This is a genomic window from Oceanococcus sp. HetDA_MAG_MS8 (assembly GCA_019192445.1).
Lineage (GTDB): Bacteria > Pseudomonadota > Gammaproteobacteria > Nevskiales > Oceanococcaceae > MS8.
In genome coordinates, this window is the sequence record JAHCMK010000003.1 from 441,898 (window position 1) to 460,143 (window position 18,246).

The window sequence follows — 18,246 nt, forward strand, 5'->3', positions numbered from 1 at the left end:
CCAGGCTGTGTGCCAGCCAGTGCTGTATGCACTCGCCTTGATCATGCTCGAGGCGCAGCGTCGAGCGCGTGGAGGAAACCCGTGCTAGTAGTCACTCAACAAGGGGCTGTGTAAGGCTTCGCCGTCCAGGGCGGGGCGGCCATGACGCAGCTCAAGGCGTCCGCTGGCCAACCAGTCCACTACTTCTGGGTAGAGCTTGCACTCCACTTCGGCGAATACCCGCTGGGCTAAGCTCTCCGGCGTGTCTGTCGGGGATATCCGCAGGCGGCCTTGCTTGATGACCGGACCTCCATCAAGTTCAGGAGTGACGAAGTGAATACTCGCACCATGCCATTGCTGCCCATCCTCGAGTGCTCGTTGATGGGTTTTTAGGCCACGATACAGAGGCAACAAGGAGGGGTGAATATTCAGCATGCGACCAGCGTAGCGCTGAACGAACTCTGCTCCCAGTACGCGCATGAAGCCGGCCAAAATCACTGCATCACTGGGGATGCTCTCAATGGCTAGGGCCAGGGCCGCATCAAAGTCGATGCGGTCCTTGTACTGACGGTGATCAACGACGGTGGCCGGAATGCCAGCTCGCTGCGCAATCTCGAGTGCCGCCACTCCAGGCTTGTTGCTGATGACCTGCACCACCTCCCAGCGGCGCTTGGCTTGACTGCGGAATTTCAGCAAGGCATCGAGATTCCTCCCAGTGCCCGACACTAGGACCGTAAGTCGACGCCGTTTCACAAGATTTCGACGTGGCCGTTACCTGCAGTCACTTCCCCGATGGTCCAGACGGTTTCGCCTTGCTTTTCAAGGCATTGTTTGGCCGCGGCAGCACTGGCGGCCGGTACGATGACGGTCATGCCAATGCCGCAGTTGAAGGTGCGCCACATTTCATCCGCCGCGACGCCGCCAGTGTCTTGCAGCCACTGGAATACGGCGGGGCGCGGCCACGCCGAGGAATCGATTCTGGCGTCCAGACCCTCGGGTAAGATGCGCGGCAAGTTCTCGCTGAGGCCCCCTCCGGTGATATGGCATAAGCCTTTTACCGGAACCTCCTTCAGTAACTCCAGCACCGGCTTCACGTAGATCCGTGTTGGAGCCATGAGTTGCTCAATCAGAGGGCGCTCGTCGCCAGGTATGAGCTGGCTATGCTCGGTGTTCGAGGCTTCAAGAATGCGCCGGATGAGCGAATAACCATTGCTGTGAGGCCCGCTAGATGCCAAGCCCAGGATCTGATCACCAGCGGAAATCGATTCGCCGCTGAGGATTTTGCTGCGTTCTACAATGCCGACCGTGAAGCCGGCCGCGTCAAAGTCCGACCCGTGATAAAGGCCCGGCATTTCCGCGGTTTCACCCCCGACGAGTGCGCAGCCAGCCTGTTGGCAGCCACGAGCCACACCAGCAATGATGCGCGCTGCCACGGCGCGATCCAGCTTGCCCGTGGCGAAATAGTCCAGGAAGAACAATGGCTCAGCCCCGCTCACCAGCACGTCATTGACGCACATGGCGACCAAGTCAATACCCAGGCCGTCGAGCCGATCGCTATCGATGCCTAACCGCAGCTTCGTGCCTATACCATCTGTACCAGACACCAATACGGGTTGCTCATAGCCCGAGGGCAGGGCAAACAGGCCGCCAAAGCCCCCCAAACCACCAATCACTTCCGGCCGCTGGGTGGCGGCAATGAGTGGTTTGATGTCTTCGACGAGTTGGTTCCCAGCGTCAATATCAACGCCAGCGTCACGGTAACTAAGATTTAATGGGGTGGACATGGTGGACCACAAAGCATGGCAAGGCAGCAGCTATTGTAATCTGTGCGCCCTGATTTATTGGTTGTTGTCGGGGACGGGAAGTCGATGAGACGAAAGCTGTGGAGTTGCATACAGGCGCTAGCGCTGCTGCTGGTGGCCTGGGCCTATGGGCCGCTAGCGGCCGCAGAGCCTGATTCACCGGCCGAGTTGGTGCAGGTGGCGGTGGCGGATCGCAGTCGCGAGGCGCGCGATGCGGCCTTGCGCGCTGCGCTGGACCAAGCCGTGGTTCGCCTCGCAGGAGAGCGCGGTTTGCGCGAATTCTGGATTGCGCCGGGGGCGGTTCTCACCAGTTATCAGTATCGCCGTGTGTTTGATGGCCAGACCGCAGAAAACCTGGCTTTGGATGTGCGCTTCGATGTGCCGGCCTTACGTCAGGCCCTGGCCGATGCCGGGCTTCCAGTGTGGAATCAGGCCCGACCCGATGTTTTGCTCTGGCTCCATGCAAACAATGACTGGCTCGATGCCATGGCCGCAGCCGAGCGGGTTCCCGAGGTGATTGAAGTCAGCCAAGGCTGGGGCTATGGGCTGCGCTTTCCGCAGCTGGATTTGGCCGAGCGCCGGCAGGTGTCCATCAATGACTTACAGGCCGGTTTTCAGCAACCCTGGATCGAGGCCAATGCGCAATACGCCATGCCCTTGAGCTTGGCGGTGGCCCTGGAGCCTGCCTCCCCCCCTGCGCCTTCAGCATCCATGCAGCCTGCAGAGGGCGCGGGCCCCGTTGAGGCGCAGTACACCAGCTACTGGTGGCTGCTGGCGGGTGATCAGCTTTTGGCCGAATTTGGCTTAGCAGCGGCGCCCTTGGCGCAGGCCCTGGATCAAGCCTGGAGCCGCATGAACGGGCAGATCCTGGAGTATCAGTTATTCCTCCGTCAGAGCACTCCTACCGAGGTGTGGACCCTGCGACTCGAGGGCGTGAATCAGGCTGATGATTACCTTCAGGCCTTGCATGAACTCCGAGCCCTTGAGGCCCAACCCGAAGTGCAAGCGGTGCGGCCTGGGGAGCTGGTCCTGCAAATTCGCTGGCAGGGAGAGATTGAAAAACTGCACCGTTTAGCCACCCAGTGGGGCTGGGAATACGTACCCCCAGCCCTTGCGCAGCCCCTGCAAACGCAGGCCAGCTTGCAGAGTTATGGCTTGCAAGCCGCCCCCTCGCGGCAGCAGCGTTTCCGCCTGGTGAGTCCATGAGTCATGCCCCATGGCGGGTGCCGCCTATGCTGTGGTGGTTGCTCGCAGCCGCTGCTATTTTTTGGCTGCTACATTTGCTGGGGCCGATCTTGATGCCCTTTGTGCTTGGCGCGGCAATGGCCTATGTGGGTGACCCCATCGTTGATCGCCTGGAAGGTCGCTATATCAGTCGCACCGCAGGCGTGGCCTTGGTCTTTTTACTCTTTGGTCTACTCGGCCTCGGCTTGACCCTGGTGCTGGTGCCGCTGCTGTTCGACCAGATCGCGGAGGCTCTGAAGCGCATACCGATATTGTTGGATTGGGTGCAGAACCAAGCGCTTCCGGCCCTGGGGCTGGAGTTGCCTGATGGCGCCAAGCTCGACAGCCAGGGCGTGCGCGATTTACTCCTGCAAAACTGGCAAGCGCTGAGTGGGAGTGCCCAGAATCTGCTTGCGCCCCTGTCGCGCTCCGGAGCGGAGCTGTTGGCGGTTGGGCTGAATCTGGTCATGGTGCCGGTGGTGACCTTTTATCTGCTGCGTGACTGGGATGTACTCGTAGCCCTGATTGGGCGCTACCTGCCGCGGCGTCAGGAGCCAATGATCCGGCGATTCTTCCTGGATGCCGACCAGGTGCTGGGTTCCTTCATCCGGGGGCAACTCCTGGTCATGGCAGCCCTGGGCACCATTTACACCTTGGGTTTATGGGCTCTAGGCCTGAATTTGGCGCTGTTGGTGGGCTTGAGCGCGGGCCTGCTCAGTTTTGTCCCCTATTTAGGTACCTTCTTGGGCGTGGTGATGGCTTTCATCGCGATGTTTCTACAAGACCCAGGGCTATTGTCCTTATTAGGAGTCGGCGCCGTGTTCGCCGTAGGCCAGGTACTTGAAGGTGCGGTACTGACTCCGTGGTTGGTGGGTGATCGTATTGGCCTGCATCCGGTCGCGGTGATTTTCGCCGTCATGGCGGGTGGTCAACTGTTTGGGTTCCTGGGCGTGCTATTGGCTCTGCCAGCGGCCGCGGTATTGGCCGTCGGCGTCCGCCGCGCCAGTGCAATGTGGTTGGCCTCGGCCGCGTATCGCGGCGAGGTCTGAGGCAAAAATGCCAGAGCAATCTCGTCTGCTGCTGGAGTCGGGGCGCAAGCTGCGGCTGGATAATTTTCTATCCACTGCGAACCCCGGGGTCATTGGCGCATTGCGCGACTGGCTGGCTTCGGAGCAGGCCGATATCTGCCTCATACTCGGGCCGGCCGGCTGTGGAAAGTCGCATTTGCTGCAGGGCTGCGCTGCTGCATGGGCCGAGCAGGATCGTCCATGGCGATATGTGCCGGCCGCCGTACAGCCCATACCACAGGCCAGTGAGTGCGCCGGCGGACTGCTGGTGCTGGATGGCTTGGAAGCTCTGCCTCAAGAGCAGGCTTTACCGCTTATGCGCGCTATCGATGATGCCCGTCAGGGGCGCTGGCGCATTCTGCTGAGCAGCCGTTTGCCGGTCAGTCAACTCTCGTTGCCGGTGGAGGATCTGCGCTCGCGCCTGCAATGGGGTGTGAGCCTCAGTGTGCGTCCGCTGGATGACGCCGGATTGAGCGAGCTGCTGCAGCAACAGGCGCAGGAACTCGGCGTCCATTGGGCACAACGGAATACTGACTATGTGCTGCGCCGCCTGCCGCGTTCGCCGGGAGTATTGCTCGCAGTGCAGGCCAAGGCCGTAGACGAGGCTATACGGCAGCAGCGTCAGCTAGGACTTCCCTTGCTGGGCGATCTGCTGGCCTCGTCTCAGCTCGCCACGGCAATACAACAAACTGCCAGCGAACCATAGACTGGCGCTGAGCAGCAGCCAGCCAGCGGCTGTCCATTGGTTGGCTGCAAACACATCGGCGGCGGCAATCGCCAAATACAAACAGCTCAGCATGCTGCCCAGCTGGTGACTACGCAGCCGACCACGTAGGTGTCCTGGTAATAAGGCCAGCAGAAGAATGCTCGCCGGAATACTCAAAAAGACCCCAAGCGGACTGCGTTGCAGCCAGCCTGTCCACACCCAGAGGCTTATCAGACTGAGGATTAAGCCTGCGGTAGCAAGACGTCCGGCCAGGCTCATGCGCAGTCTCCTAAGCTGTGGGCGATGTGGGCCAGGCGGCGGCCCAGAGCACGGGCCAAGTCACGCTCAACACTATCTAGTTCGGCACCGTTTGAGCCGCCAGCGAGGTGGGTGGCGCCATAGGGACTGCCGCCACTTTGGGTTTGATGCAAGCCGTCCTCCGTATAGGGCAGGCCCACCAATAAGCAGCCATGGTGAAGTAGGGGAAGCATCATGCTGAGCAAGGTACTTTCCTGGCCGCCATGGGCGCTGCCCGTGGAGGTGAATACCGCCGCCGGCTTGCCTACAAGGCCGCCGCTGGCCCAAATATCTGCTGTGCCGTCTAGGGCATATTTCAGCGGCGCCGCCATATTGCCAAAACGGGTTGGGCTGCCGATGGCCAAGCCTGCGCAATCACGCAGGTCCTCAGGCTCCAGGTACACAGCGCCATTGTCTGCATTCGCGTCCTCCGTCCCCCCACCTCCAGGGCGCACGGCGGGGACTGTGCGCAGCCTTGCTTCCAAGCCGCCCTCGCGAACGCCACGGGCAATGTGCTGGGCTAAGGCTTCGGTGCTGCCGTGGCGTGAGTAGTACAGAACCAGGATGTAAGGGGCGGTTGAGGTCATTGTTATTGTTGGAACCAGTGCTGGCGAAGTCGGTGCAGAACTTTGTCGGCGTATGGGTTGTTGCGCAGACGCCCGTTGTAGCGGTTGAGGGCCCGTCGCCAATCACCGGACTCGCGGTGCAGGTAATGGGCCAAAATGGTACAGCCGTAACGGATGTTGGTGCTGGCGTTGAGCAGGTTGTCGTCAGGGCGCCCTAGCTCTCGCGTCCAAAACGGCATGACCTGCATGAGGCCTAAGGCTCCCGCCGATGAGATAGCTTTGGCATCGAAAGCAGATTCCACTTCAATCACGGCAAGCACCATCTCCGGCGGTAGGTCATGGGCTAAAGCGGCAGCATGAACATCACGCAGCAAAGCCAGCCTTTGCTGAGGATCTACGAGATAAGGCTGCAGGCGGATGCTCATATCCAAGAGCCACACCTGGGCTTCAGCCGAGTCGGCGAAGCTGGAGCTTTGCTCTAGCTGAGTCTCTAGGGCGTGGAGCAGATCAGGGTCGACCTCCATCACCGCGGCTTGGGCGGGAACGCTCAGGCAGCTCAATGTCGCCACGAGCAAAGGGAGGACGGCGCGCCAGCGGGTACCAGGCTCGGCGAGGCCGGTGCTCAGTACAGCTTTTCCTGTACCGATGCCACCGACCATACGATATCTTCCGCGCTATCAGCGCCGCGCCGCTTGTACTCTAAGGTTTGGGTGGAAAAACCCCGTGCCCCGGCGACAATGCGATGGGGAATGCCGATGAGATCCGCGTCGGCAAAACGGTGGCCGGGGCGCAGATCGCGATCATCCAAGGCGACGTCCACACCGGCAGCGATTAAACCTTGGTAAAGATCCTCGATGGCCTGTTCCACTTCGGGGTCTTTCTTGGGGTTCAAGGCCACGATCAAAACCTGGAACGGGGCGATGGATTGGGGCCAACGAATACCGAACTCGTCATGACATTGCTCGATGACCGCGCCCACAATGCGACTCACGCCCACGCCATAACAGCCCATAAATGGCACCAGAGGCTGGCCCTGTTCGTCAGGCACGGACAAATGCATGGATTGCGAGTACTTCTGGCCTAGCTCGAAGATGTGCCCCACCTCAATACCGCGCTTGAGTTCGATGCGGCCGCCGTCTGGAGCCAACTCTCCGGCTTCGATGTTGCGCAGGTCGGCCACTTCGCCCAGGGGCAGGTCACGCTCCCAATTGACATGCTGCAGATGCTGACCCTCGGAGTTGGCACCGCACACAAAGTCGGCCATCACGCTGGCGTCCCGGTCCACCAGGATACGCATGGTGTCGATCCCCACGGGGCCTACAAAACCTGGGACGGTGCCGCATTCTTTTTGCACGCGGGCCTCGGTCGCCAAACCGCAATTCACGCCGAGGTGGCGGCTGACCTTGATGAGGTTGAGTTGGTGGTCGCCGCGTAAAACTACGAGCACGGCCTCGTCGTTGTCGGTACGTAGCACCAAGGCTTTGAGGCAGCGCGCGAGGGGGACTTTCAAAAAGCTGCTGACATCTTCCAGAGTCCGCTGCTCTGGTGTGCTCACCGGCTCCATCGCGACGCCTGGTGCTGGTCGTGCCGGGAGCGGGTGGGTGCAGGGTGCCGCTTCCACATTGGCGGCGAAGTCCCCAGAGTCTGAAATCGCCAAGAGATCTTCGCCGGTATCGGCGAGAACGTGAAACTCCTCCGAGGCCGAGCCACCGATGTTGCCGGAGTCAGCCGCGACCACGCGGAAATCCACACCAATCCGCCGCAGGATATGGGTATACGCCGTGCGCATGGTGGCGTAGGTGTCGCGTAAGCAGTCGGGGTCGCGATGAAAGCTGTAAGCGTCCTTCATCAAGAACTCGCGGGAGCGCATCACCCCGAAGCGCGGGCGGGTTTCGTCGCGGAATTTGGTTTGAATTTGAAACAAATTCAAAGGAAGCTGGCGGTAGCTTTTCAGCTCCCGGCGCATGAAGTCTGTGACCACTTCTTCGTGGGTAGGGCCCAGGCAAAAATCGCGATGATGACGATCCTGAAGGCGCAATAGCTCAGGGCCCATCTTGTCCCAGCGCCCCGACTCTTGCCAGAGCTCGGCCGGTTGAACCATGGGCATCAGCACTTCCAGTGCGCCCGCAGCCTCCATTTCCTCGCGCACGATGCGCTCTACATGGCGCAGCACCTTGAGGCCCAACGGACTCCAGGTGTACACGCCGGCGGCAATACGGCGGATCATGCCGCTGCGCAGCATCCACTGATGGCTAGGAATCTCGGCATCCGCCGGGATGTCCTTACTGGTTGTGATTGGGAAGCGACTTAGACGCACAGTGAGTCAATCCGTCAAAACAGGGTGATGGGAATGCCCTGGGCATCCGCTTGATGGTTATCGAAGGCGCGCATCTCCAACACGCCTCGGGTGTTGAGCGACGCGATGAGCAGGAGTTGGCTTTGCGGGCGAGGTAGCTCGCGCTCCGCCACGCTGGGCTCCGGTGGGGTGTCTGGGTGCGTGACCAATGTGGCCAAAGCATCCGGATGTTGAGCGAGGGTCGTATCCAGAGCAGACAATTCCACCCAAAGCACCCTAGCCGCCTCGAAGTTTGAGCCGCAGATGAGTCCGCAGCGAGTGTCGTTCGGGCAGTCCTGCGCGCCAGCCAGGATGTCCTGCACGAGGCTGCGAGAGAAAACAAAAGACGAAGTCATCAGCAGTCAGGGTGAACTCAAGATCGAGGAAGTGCCGCTGTCCCCAGGCCAGCGGAGCCACAGCTGACGCATTCCGGATCTTTGCTGACTTGCGCTGAAGTCAGTCGGCCGGAAGCGGCAGACCAACGCCACAGAATGTCCGCTTGGCCTCGCCCCGTCAAGATTTGCAATGCCAAAGCCGCCTGCCAGCTGGCAACCACCCCAACGCTAGGCCCCAATACGCCGCTGTCACTGCAGCTTTCCGCGCGCGCTTGCTCGGCTTCGGGGAAGACGCAGGCATAACAGGCGCGTCCTTGGCGACCAGGCTCCAAAGCCAGCACCAAACCGTCCAAGCGAATCGCCGCTGCGCTAACCAGACTCACTCTGTGTTGAACGCATTGTTGGTTAATCAAATACCGCGTGGGGTAGTTGTCGCAGCAATCCAACACTAGGTCTGACTGAGCGAGTAGCTCTTTGAGCAATGAGGCCTCCGCGCGTTGGGTATGCGCCACCACATCGACTTCTGAATTGAGCTGAGCCAGGCGCCGCGCCAGTTGCTCGGCCTTGGGCAGGGCGACATCGTCTTCGGTGTAGAGCACCTGCCGGTGCAGGTTATCCAGGCTAAGGTGGTCATGGTCGACAAGGTTGATTCGGCCGACGCCGGCGCCTGCCAAGTAGGCCGCCGCGAGATTGCCCAGGCCGCCACAGCCCACCAGGGTGACACTGGCATCGCTTAAAGCCGTTTGTCCGGCCTCTCCGAGTTCCGGGAGTACAAGTTGCCGCCCATAACGATTCATGGGTGGACTCCCACACTGACGCGCTCCAAGCCCGCCATGTCGGCTTGGGTGCGAATGTTTTGGTAGCCCGCGGTGGCAAGTTGCTCACGGACCGCCGCGCCTTGTTCGCTGCCATGCTCGATGAGCAGCGGCCCCTGAGGCATCAGATGCGAAGCGGCCTGCGTAATGATCTGCTGGATGTCGGCCAGGCCGTCCTCGGCGGCTACCAGGGCGCTGATGGGCTCATGCTCTAAGGCGCGCAGGTGGGGGTCGCCTGGAGCCACGTAGGGAGGGTTGCTAAGCACCATATGCACGGACTGCCCGCCCAGCGGATGCAGCCAGTCGCCCAGGCGCCAATCGACCTCTAGCCCCAGTCTTTGACCATTGCGCTGGGCGACTGCCAGGGCCTCGGGGCTGCGCTCCACAGCAATGATCTGCCATTGCGGCTGCGCCTGCGCGAGTGCCAAAGCGATGGCCCCAGATCCCGTGCCTAGGTCAACCACGGTTGCGTCTGCAGGGAGCTGTGCGGCTTGCGCCAGAGCCATGTCGACCAGTACTTCGGTATCGGGGCGTGGGATCAGCACAGCTGGCGTCACTTCAAGCTCAAGCCCATAGAAGCCTTGGTGCCCGAAAATATAAGCCTCTGGCTCGCCGGCCAATCGACGACTCCAAGCGCTGGCCGATAGCGCTCGAGGAGGAGCTTGGTTTAAGCGCGCGAAGAGTTGGGCGCGGCTCCAGCCGTATTCCTGGCAGAGCCAGCGCTGTACTTCCTGCTCCGGGGCCGCGCTCAGCTCGCCCAGCTCCTCAGCCAGTGCGCGTAGATACGCACGCACCGTGGGCGCAGGGGCTGTCAATCGCCTAAGGCCGCCAGGGCCAAAGCCTGGCTTTCTTGGGTGAGTGGGTCGATCAGCAAGTTGAGCTCACCAGCGAGCACCGCGTCCAGCCTATACAAGGTGAGGTTGATGCGATGGTCGGTCACTCGGCCCTGTGGGTAGTTGTAGGTGCGAATTCGCTCCGAGCGGTCACCACTGCCGACCATGGCTTTGCGGTCGGCCGCCTGCGATGCGCTTTGGGCCTGGCGCTGCTCGTCCAGCAGTTTGGTTTTGAGCAAGGACATGGCCCGCGCGCGGTTTTTATGCTGGGAACGCTCTTCCTGACACTCCACCACTGTGCCGGTAGGGAGGTGGGTAATGCGCACGGCGGAGTCGGTCTTATTCACGTGCTGGCCGCCGGCACCGGAGGCGCGGTAGGTGTCGATGCGCAAATCGCTGCTGGCAATGTCCACATCTTCTACATCGTCTGCCTCGGCCAAAATGGCGACCGTACATGCCGAGGTGTGGATGCGCCCCTGAGACTCGGTATCTGGAACGCGCTGCACGCGGTGTGTGCCGGCTTCAAATTTCAGCCGCGAGTAAGCCCCGTGGCCAACGACTCGGGCAATCACTTCTTTGAATCCGCCATGCTCGCCCTGATTGGCGGACAACACCTCCAGTTGCCAGCCCAGCTCGGTGACGTAACGTTCATACATGCTGAAGAGGTCGCCAGCGAAAATCGCGGCTTCATCCCCGCCGGTGCCAGCGCGTACCTCGAGGTAGATGTTGGCGTCGTCTCGCGCATCTTTGGGCAGGAGCTGGACGCGGAGTTCTTCGACCAGAGCTTGTTCTTGCTCTTGCAGCGCAGGTAGCTCGGCGCGGGCCATATCGCGCAGCTCAGCATCGTCGCCCTGCGACCAGCTGGTGAGCTCGGCTTGCTCCTTCTGCACCGATTGCAATTGTTGCCAATTCGATACGACCGGCTCCAATTGCGCATATTCCTGCGAATACTTGCGGAACCGCGCTTGGTCGGAAATGACTTCCGGGTCGCTGAGTTCGGCGCCAAGGTCTTCGTGGCGGGCCAGCAGGTCATTTAGCCGGGCGGTAATAGAGGGGCTCAGTGAAGCCAAGGTGCTTAGATGTCCTGGTCGTCGGAGGGGTCGATGGGAGGCAAGTCAAACAGGCTTTGCAGCTGATTCACTGCGCGGCCGCGCAGTTCTTGCGGTAATTCACGCACATGTCGGCGTGGAGCATGCAGTAAACGCCGAATGGCTGCATGCTGCATCCGCTCCAGTACGGCTTGGGGATCGTCGCCAGCTTGCAGCCTCGTGAATGCGCGCTCGCGCAGGGTGTTGAGTTCCTCTTGCCAGCGCTGCTCCAGGGTCGTGAGGCCGAGGTCTAGCTCCCGACTTTGCAGCCAGCTGCTGAACTCTTCACTGCGTGCGGTCACAATTCGGCTTGCTTCTTCGGCGGCCGCAGCACGGCCGGCAGCGCCCAGGTCGACCCGGCTTTGCAGGTCGTCTACGCCGTAGAGGAACACATCTTCACTGTTGGCCACATCATCGGCAAAGTTTCGCGGAACGCCCAGGTCGAGCATGAGCACTGGCTTGCGTTTACGCCGTCCAATCGCGGCGCGCAGCCGCTCGGCGTCCAAGATGGGGTGTTCCAGGGCGGCGCAACCCACAATAACGTCGGCCACACCGACAAATTGCGGTAGCGCATCCAGCCCGCAGCTGGCGCCGTTGAATTCCTGAGCCAGCGCCTGGGCGCGTGGCTGGCTACGGTTGGCAATGGTGATGCGTGGCCGCCCGTTGTCGGCCAAATAGCGGGCCATGAGCTCCGCAGTTTCACCGGCGCCGATAATGAGTACGTCGCGGCCACGCAAGCTGCCGAAGATCTCGCTAGCAATGCGCGCGGCGCAGGCCGCCACCGAGACCTGTCCAGCACCTAGCGCCGTGGCGTGGCGGACAACCTTGGCTGTACCGAAGGCATGCTGAAACAAGCGTTCCAATACCGGGCCTAGGGCGCCACCGCGCCGGGCGTGCTGCCAGGCCTGCTTCATTTGCCCCAGGATCTGCGGTTCTCCCAACACCAGAGAGTCCAGCCCGCAAGCCACGCGCAGGGCGTGTTCGGCTGCGTCGGTGTCTAGCTTGACGTAGCTATGCTCGCGCAAGTCCGCCAGCGGCAAGCCGCGTTGGCGCGCCACCCAGTCATGTATCTGTTCGGGGGCTCCGCCGAAGGTGTAAATTTCGGTGCGGTTACAGGTCGAGACAATCAGCCCCTCCTGCACATCGGGCTGGCTCAATAGATCATCCAGCGCAGCGGGCAGCGTGTCCTGTTGGAACGCAGCCTGTTCGCGCAAGTCTATGTGAGCGGAGCGATGATTCAGCCCGGTAGCGAGGAGCGGCACGGAGTCTTGGTTAACCTAAACATCTTTATTCTCGTGCTGTTCTCGCACAGACTCAAGCTATTCGGGCCTGTTAGTCCGGGCCATGCACTACCATGCGCAGCATGAAGATTGAGTTTTACCTATTCAGCGCAGCCCTATCGCTGGGGTTGGCGGGCTGTGCACAGCTCGGTCCCAACAAGCCTTGGGCGCCGGCGACAGCAGATGCTCAGCTCGGTTCTGCCGCGGACATGGGGCCGGGGACGCGGGCTACCGCTCTGGTTTTGGCGGGCGAGGTGGCAGCCGGGCGTGGTCAACTTGGAGTGGCCGCAAAGGCATTGCTGGAAGCAGCGCAGCTGCGCAAGGATGGCGCCTTGGCTGAACGGGCTGCGCGCATGGCCTTTGCCGCAGAAGACCCTGAGTTGGCGCTTAAAGCCAGCAAGGTCTGGCGCGACCTGGTTCCCGAGAATCATCTGGCGGCCAATCTCGAGCTGCGTGCGTTGCTGGGTTTGGGACGGGCCCAGGTCGAGGATTTGGCGGCCTGGTTGGACTCGGATCATGGCTTGCAGACAGCAGAGGCCGAGCGTCAGTTAACCGCAGTTGTGGCTGCGGCTAGCCCGGATGCGCAGGCGGCTCTGGGCCTCATGGGGGCGCTGGAAGCACAACGGCCTAGCGCGGCTCTGGCCTATGGGCTGGGGGTGTTGGCAGTGCAGTTTGAGCGTCCGGATATTGCGCTCGATGCCTTGGGGCGTGCGCGTCAGCGCGGCTGGCCCGCAGAGCAATGCGATGAACTGATGCTGCGCGTGCATCTGGCTCAGGCTGAGCTTGACGCGGCGCGGGCCGTGCTTTCCCGTTTACAGCAGCAGCGCAGCGATGATCGCGCGGCGCTGCTTGGCTTGGGGCAAATTTTACTGGATGCCGAAGCCTGGGATCTGGCGCAGGCGCATTTTGAGTTATTACAGCAGCGTTGGGCTGACGATCCGGCCTCGCTGTTGGCGTTAGGGCTACTCGCGGCCCAGGCTGGGGACGATGCCCAGGCGGGAGACTATTTTGAGCGGCTATGGGAGCAGGGTACGCGCTCGGATGAAGCCGCTTGGCAGCTCGGGCGTTTGGCCGCGAGGGCCGAAGACTGGGACGCCGCCGCCGATTGGTTTGCGCGCGTCAGTGGTGGTAGTCGGGCCGTCGATGCTGAACTGGGTTTGGCGCAAGCTCTGGCGCGTCAAGGTCAGTTATTACAAGCGCGAGCGCGCCTTGCGGCGCTGCGCGCCGCGCAACCGGCGGAGGCCGCACGAAGTTTTCAGGCCGAGGCGGAGCTTTTGCAGGCTCTGGGGGATGCGGGTGAAGCTTTGCTGGTGCTGGATGCCGGCATTGCGCAAACCGGTTCCTTAAGCCTGCTGTACACCCGCGCCCTTGTTCGCGCCGATGCAGGCCAAATTGAGGCCGCAACCGCTGACTTAGAGTCGATCCTCGCCGAGGAGAGTGACAATGTGCAGGCGCTGAATGCCTTGGGCTACATGTTGGCGGACTCTAATCGGGACCTGCCGCGAGCACGCAAGCTCATCGAGCGGGCCTTGCGTATGCGTCCCGATGACCCTGCTATTCGCGACAGCTTGGGCTGGGTGTTGTTCCGTTTGGGAGAGCTGGACCGTGCGCGCGAGCTGCTAGCGAGTGCTTACGCGGATTACCCTGACCCAGAGGTGGCGGCGCACTTAGGCGAAGTGATGTGGCGGCAGGGTGACCTCAGTGCGGCGCGGGAGTTTCTGCGTGAAGCCTTGCGTCAACACCCACAAAGCGAGCCACTGAACCGTGTTTGGCAGCAGATGTTGCAGTCCCCCTAATGCCAGGCAAGGCTGGGGTTTGGCGACACCTATGGCTGGGCTGGTGGTGTGCGGCGCTTGCTAGCTGTGCGATCTGGCCGGGTTCTATGCGCCCTGCGCTAGAACAGCGCCCGCCGCAGTGGGAGAACTGGGATTTGCGCGCCACACTATTGGCGCGGGGGCAGCGTAACGCCCGTTTGAACATGCTTTGGGAGCAGCGCGGGGGGGTGTTTCGCTGTGTGCTCTCCGGACCATTCGGCTTGGGCGCCACGGAGCTGAGCGGTAGCCCCGAGCGGGTAGAAATCCGACACGGCGAACAGCGTTGGCTGAGTTTGGATCCGGCCGCAGATTTAGCGCAAATGACGGGGGTAGAGTTGCCCGTGGAAACCTTGCAAGCGTGGTTGTTGGGGACTCCTCGCGCCCAATTTCAAGGGGCGCTGGTGGATGAATGGTCAGCCCAGGGCTGGACGGTAGAGGTCGGAGCTCGGGAGCAGGTAGAGCAAGCCTGGGTGCCAACGGAGCTGCGCTTGTACAGTGCGGAGCAAGAGCTGAGCTTGAGCCGGATGCGTTGGTCGCCGCTGCCCGCGCTGGCCCCATGAGTGCGCAGTTAGCGGCCGGGCAACGCTTTGCGGCTCCGGCCAAGGTGAACCGATGTCTGCATGTGCTGGGGCGCGGTGCCGATGGTTACCACCGCCTGCAAACCGTGTTTCAGTTCCTGGACTGGGGCGATGAGCTTGAGATCGAAGCCCAGCCTGAGCCTGCCATCAGCTTGGCCGGTGATCTGAGCGGGGTCGCGGTGCCAGATAATTTGGCCTGGCGTGCTGCTACGCTGCTTCAGCGCGCGGCAGGAGTGCGGCGTGGGGTGCATATTCGACTGTTCAAGCGCATTCCTCCCGGTAGTGGGCTAGGCGGGGGAAGCTCCGATGCTGCCACGGTGTTGTGTGTGCTCAATCGCCTTTGGGGCTTGCATTGGCCCTTGAGCCGATTGGAGCAACTCGGTCTGGAGCTGGGCGCCGACGTGCCTGTGTTTGTTCGCGGTCGAGCTTGCATTGCCGAGGGGAGAGGCGAGCATATGCAGCCTGTGGAACTACCGGAATCCGCAGTGTGTGTAGCGTTGCCCGCCGTGCATTGCTCAACGGCTAAGGTGTTCGCACGCCCTGAAGTGAGGCGGAATACGGCGCGTTTCGAGTGCTCTGATTGGCCGCAGGCCGTGGCGCAGGCGCGCAATGATTGCCTTCCGGGGGCCCTGGCCTTGTATCCGCAGCTAGCCTCGCTGGAACAACGCTTGCATGACTGTCATAACAATTTCACAATGAGCGGAACTGGCAGCGCGTTTTTTTGCACTATGCAAAACCGTGAAGAAGCGCGTACAATTGCGGGCTTCGTTAAGGCGGCAGGCATTCAAGCAGTCGTTACCAATCTGAGCAATGTTTCGGCGTTGCATCAGGCCTGGGATCAACTGTGAGGGCAAGCCTTTAGCTTTGACAAGCCAGAGACCAAATACTGGGGCGTAGCCAAGTGGTAAGGCAGCGGGTTTTGATCCCGCCATGCGCAGGTTCGAATCCTGCCGCCCCAGCCATCTCCATGTCTAGCGCGGGGTCTCTGCTCTGGCTCCGTGACCTCTCGGGGGCCATCGTGCAAGATTCTTCGTTAATGTTGTTTAGCGGCAATGCCAACAAGCCGCTCGCTTTGCAGATTGCTGAAGCCATGCGTTCGCGCTTGGGCAAGGCGACCGTGGGTCGATTCTCGGACGGTGAAGTTGCCGTCGAAATCGAGGAAAACGTCCGCGGAAAAGACGTGTTTGTGGTGCAGCCAACCTGCGCACCCACCAACGACAACATCATGGAGCTGCTGACCATGATCGACGCCTTACGGCGTGCGTCAGCGGGTCGTATCACGGCTGTCATTCCGTACTTTGGCTACGCCCGGCAAGATCGCCGGCCGCGCAGTGCGCGTGTGCCGATTACGGCCAAGTTGGTTGCCGACATGATTTCTGAAGCCGGCGCTAGCCGGGTGCTCACCGTGGACTTACACGCGGAGCAGATTCAAGGCTTCTTTTCTGTTCCTGTCGACAATGTCTATGCGTCTCCGGTGTTGCTATCCGATATCTGGAAGCAGAAATACGCCAGCCAAATTGTGGTATCGCCCGATGTTGGCGGTGTGGTGCGGGCGCGAGCCGTGGCGAAGCGCTTGGATGCCGACCTGGCCATCATCGACAAGCGCCGGCCGCGCGCCAATGAGGCCGAAGTGATGCATATCATCGGTAGTGTCGAGGGGAAAACCTGCATTATCGTTGACGACTTAGTCGACACGGCAGGCACCCTGGCGCAAGCCGCCAAGGCCCTGAAAGATCGCGGCGCGTTGGCTGTGCATGCTTACGTGACTCACGCCGTTTTGTCGGGCAAGGCTCCGCAGAACCTCGTGAGCTCTGCGCTGGACTCTTTGGTTGTTACCGACACCATCCCGCTCTCCGAGCCCATTATCGCCACCGGAAAAGTGCGGACCTTGCCCATTGCTACCCTGTTAGCCGAAACCATTCGCCGGGTGTCTGCAGAAGAGTCGGTGAGTTCGCTGTACATGGACTGAGGCCCTAGGCCACACGCTCCTGCAGCAGGGCTACGTAGGCCTTCACTTGCTGGCGCCGTGAACAAGCCGCTAAAATGGCGGGCTGACCAAGCTGAGCTGGTCGGTTTAGATGTGGCGCTTAAGCTGGTCGCGGCTAAGGCCCACAATATTTCTCCATAGCTATACCCCGGCTGGAAGACCTTCCTCCGAGGTAGTAGGACATATCTCATGCAAGAAGATTTCATCATTAATGCGCAGCCGCGCACCGCGCAGGGTAAGGGTGCGAGCCGCCGCCTGCGCCGTGAAAACCTGGTGCCGGCTATTCTCTACGGCGGTCATGCGGAACCGGTGAACCTGCAGGTCAACCGCTTCGAGCTCGACAAGCATCTGGAGCACGAGTCTTTCTACTCACATGTGCTCACCGTGAAACTGCCGGATGGCGAAGAAAAAGCCGTTCTCAAAGACGTACAACGCCACCCAGCTAAGCCTTTGGTGCTCCACCTGGACCTGCAGCGTGTTGTTGCTGGCGAAGCCATCAAAATGCAGGTGCCTGTGCACTTCATCAACGAAGGCGGTAGCCCGGCCAAGAAAGCTGGCGGCGTGATCGAGCACTTGGTAACTGAAGTGGAAGTGACCTGCCTGCCTAGCAAGCTGCCGGAGTACATTGAAGTGGATTGCGCCAATTTGGAATTGGATGCGTCTATTCACATGACTGAGCTGGCACTGCCCGAGGGTGTGAAGCTGGTCGCCCTGATGCATGGTGACGATCAAACCATTTGTGTAGCTCACAAAACGCGTGCACAGGTTGAGCCGGATGCCGAAGACGCTGAAGAAGAAGAGGGCGGCGACGAAGACTGATCAAAGATCAGTTCTCATTGCAGCACATGCGGGGCCGGTGGGCGATAGTCCATCGGCCCTGTGTTGTTTTTAGGAGGCCCTGAGCATGCCAGTACAACGCACTCTCATCGCCGGCCTGGGTAATCCGGGTGACAAGTATTCACGAACCCGGCACAACGCTGGATTCTGGATGGTGGATCTCTTGGCTCGTTCCGGACATACCAGCTGGAAGCTTCAGTCAAAGTTGCATGCCGAGGTGTGTGAGATTGAATTGGCTGGTGGGCGGCGCGCGCTACTGGCCAAACCCCAGACATTCATGAATAAATCCGGGCTCGCGCTGCGCGCCATCATGGATTTCTACAAAATCGACCTCGCTCAGGTGCTGGTCGCTCATGATGAACTGGATCTGCCACCAGGGCGGGTGCGGATGAAACGGGGTGGGGGAGCTGGCGGACACAACGGCCTTAAAGACATCATCCAACACTGTGGCCCCGACTTTCTGCGGATGCGCATAGGCGTCGGTCACCCCGGACGTAAGGAAGCGGTGCTGGGGTACGTGTTGTCTGCGGCGGGCGCAGAGGAACAAGCGCAGCTTGATCAAGGCTGTGACTTGGCGGCCGGCGCCGTTGAGGACTGGATGCTTGCGGGTTGGGACGCTGCCGTGCAAAGGCTGCATAGTGCTTGCTAAGGCGAATTTAGGCCCACACACACTCTCAAACAAGGGCGGGGCTCCCGCGCTGGT

At 61.1% G+C, this 18,246-nt stretch carries 20 protein-coding genes and 1 tRNA gene; 10 read left to right on the forward strand and 11 right to left on the reverse strand.

From position 1 onward, the window contains the following. Window positions 1-84 precede the first annotated feature (84 nt). Window positions 85-732 carry a phosphoribosylglycinamide formyltransferase gene (locus tag KI787_07780; GenBank protein MBV6629850.1) on the reverse strand — a complete coding sequence of 216 codons (648 nt, stop codon included), beginning with the start codon at window positions 730-732 and terminating at the stop codon, window positions 85-87. Next, the gene (gene purM, locus KI787_07785; protein MBV6629851.1) at window positions 729-1,763 is read right to left on the reverse strand and encodes a phosphoribosylformylglycinamidine cyclo-ligase; all 1,035 of its coding nucleotides are present in this window, start codon (window positions 1,761-1,763) and stop codon (window positions 729-731) included. The genes KI787_07780 and purM overlap by 4 nt, the downstream gene beginning before the upstream one ends. Before the next feature lie 84 nt (window positions 1,764-1,847). Between purM and KI787_07790 the strand changes: the two genes are divergently transcribed. Genes KI787_07790 through KI787_07800 form a run of 3 tightly spaced genes read left to right on the forward strand, consistent with a single transcriptional unit; the run spans window position 1,848 to window position 4,778 of the window. Next, window positions 1,848-2,987: a DUF2066 domain-containing protein gene (locus KI787_07790; protein ID MBV6629852.1), complete on the forward strand. Its 1,140-nt coding sequence runs from the start codon at window positions 1,848-1,850 to the stop codon at window positions 2,985-2,987. Next, a complete protein-coding gene (locus KI787_07795; protein ID MBV6629853.1) occupies window positions 2,984-4,054 on the forward strand; it encodes an AI-2E family transporter in 1,071 nt (356 codons plus the stop codon). The genes KI787_07790 and KI787_07795 overlap by 4 nt, the downstream gene beginning before the upstream one ends. A gap of 7 nt (window positions 4,055-4,061) precedes the next feature. Beyond that, window positions 4,062-4,778 (forward strand): hypothetical protein, encoded by a 717-nt coding sequence (locus tag KI787_07800; GenBank protein MBV6629854.1) that lies wholly within the window; start codon window positions 4,062-4,064, stop codon window positions 4,776-4,778. On the opposite strand, the gene KI787_07805 is transcribed toward KI787_07800, so the two are convergent. The 9 genes from KI787_07805 to hemA form a co-directional block, all read right to left on the reverse strand. Beyond that, window positions 4,698-5,057 carry a DUF2069 domain-containing protein gene (locus tag KI787_07805; GenBank protein MBV6629855.1) on the reverse strand — a complete coding sequence of 120 codons (360 nt, stop codon included), beginning with the start codon at window positions 5,055-5,057 and terminating at the stop codon, window positions 4,698-4,700. The genes KI787_07800 and KI787_07805 overlap by 81 nt on opposite strands. Next, complete coding sequence (gene wrbA / locus KI787_07810) at window positions 5,054-5,662, reverse strand: NAD(P)H:quinone oxidoreductase (GenBank protein MBV6629856.1); 609 nt, start codon at window positions 5,660-5,662, stop codon at window positions 5,054-5,056. Before wrbA ends, KI787_07805 begins: the two co-directional genes overlap by 4 nt. A 2-nt stretch (window positions 5,663-5,664) precedes the next feature. Next, the gene (locus KI787_07815) at window positions 5,665-6,165 is read right to left on the reverse strand and encodes a lytic transglycosylase domain-containing protein (GenBank protein MBV6629857.1); all 501 of its coding nucleotides are present in this window, start codon (window positions 6,163-6,165) and stop codon (window positions 5,665-5,667) included. A gap of 98 nt (window positions 6,166-6,263) precedes the next feature. Further along, the gene (locus tag KI787_07820) at window positions 6,264-7,958 is read right to left on the reverse strand and encodes a proline--tRNA ligase (GenBank protein ID MBV6629858.1); all 1,695 of its coding nucleotides are present in this window, start codon (window positions 7,956-7,958) and stop codon (window positions 6,264-6,266) included. 14 nt (window positions 7,959-7,972) lie between these two features. Then, window positions 7,973-8,332: a hypothetical protein gene (locus KI787_07825; protein MBV6629859.1), complete on the reverse strand. Its 360-nt coding sequence runs from the start codon at window positions 8,330-8,332 to the stop codon at window positions 7,973-7,975. Window positions 8,333-8,349: 17 nt separating this feature from the next. Continuing rightward, window positions 8,350-9,108, reverse strand: coding sequence for a HesA/MoeB/ThiF family protein (locus tag KI787_07830; GenBank protein MBV6629860.1), 759 nt, complete (start codon window positions 9,106-9,108; stop codon window positions 8,350-8,352). After that, entirely contained in the window at window positions 9,105-9,941 is an 837-nt protein-coding gene (gene prmC / locus KI787_07835) for a peptide chain release factor N(5)-glutamine methyltransferase (protein MBV6629861.1), read from the reverse strand. Before prmC ends, KI787_07830 begins: the two co-directional genes overlap by 4 nt. Then, window positions 9,938-11,020, reverse strand: coding sequence for a peptide chain release factor 1 (prfA, locus tag KI787_07840; protein ID MBV6629862.1), 1,083 nt, complete (start codon window positions 11,018-11,020; stop codon window positions 9,938-9,940). Before prfA ends, prmC begins: the two co-directional genes overlap by 4 nt. Before the next feature lie 14 nt (window positions 11,021-11,034). Next, a complete protein-coding gene (gene hemA, locus KI787_07845) occupies window positions 11,035-12,309 on the reverse strand; it encodes a glutamyl-tRNA reductase (GenBank protein MBV6629863.1) in 1,275 nt (424 codons plus the stop codon). A 92-nt stretch (window positions 12,310-12,401) separates the two neighbouring features. Between hemA and KI787_07850 the strand changes: the two genes are divergently transcribed. The 7 genes from KI787_07850 to pth all read left to right on the forward strand — a co-directional run bounded on the left by KI787_07850 (window position 12,402) and on the right by pth (window position 18,192). Further along, window positions 12,402-14,123: a tetratricopeptide repeat protein gene (locus tag KI787_07850; GenBank protein MBV6629864.1), complete on the forward strand. Its 1,722-nt coding sequence runs from the start codon at window positions 12,402-12,404 to the stop codon at window positions 14,121-14,123. Window positions 14,124-14,209: 86 nt separating this feature from the next. Then, window positions 14,210-14,701, forward strand: a complete 492-nt coding sequence (locus KI787_07855) for a hypothetical protein (protein ID MBV6629865.1) — start codon at window positions 14,210-14,212, stop codon at window positions 14,699-14,701. Further along, window positions 14,698-15,567, forward strand: coding sequence for a 4-(cytidine 5'-diphospho)-2-C-methyl-D-erythritol kinase (gene ispE / locus KI787_07860; GenBank protein ID MBV6629866.1), 870 nt, complete (start codon window positions 14,698-14,700; stop codon window positions 15,565-15,567). The genes KI787_07855 and ispE overlap by 4 nt, the downstream gene beginning before the upstream one ends. 39 nt (window positions 15,568-15,606) lie before the next feature. Next, a tRNA-Gln gene (locus tag KI787_07865) sits at window positions 15,607-15,681 on the forward strand. 74 nt (window positions 15,682-15,755) lie between these two features. After that, on the forward strand, window positions 15,756-16,688 hold the full coding sequence (locus KI787_07870) for a ribose-phosphate pyrophosphokinase (GenBank protein ID MBV6629867.1): 933 nt from the start codon (window positions 15,756-15,758) through the stop codon (window positions 16,686-16,688). Between the two features lie 207 nt (window positions 16,689-16,895). Continuing rightward, window positions 16,896-17,525, forward strand: a complete 630-nt coding sequence (locus tag KI787_07875; protein ID MBV6629868.1) for a 50S ribosomal protein L25/general stress protein Ctc — start codon at window positions 16,896-16,898, stop codon at window positions 17,523-17,525. A gap of 85 nt (window positions 17,526-17,610) precedes the next feature. Then, on the forward strand, window positions 17,611-18,192 hold the full coding sequence (gene pth / locus KI787_07880) for an aminoacyl-tRNA hydrolase (protein ID MBV6629869.1): 582 nt from the start codon (window positions 17,611-17,613) through the stop codon (window positions 18,190-18,192). The last annotated feature ends 54 nt before the right edge of the window (window positions 18,193-18,246 follow it).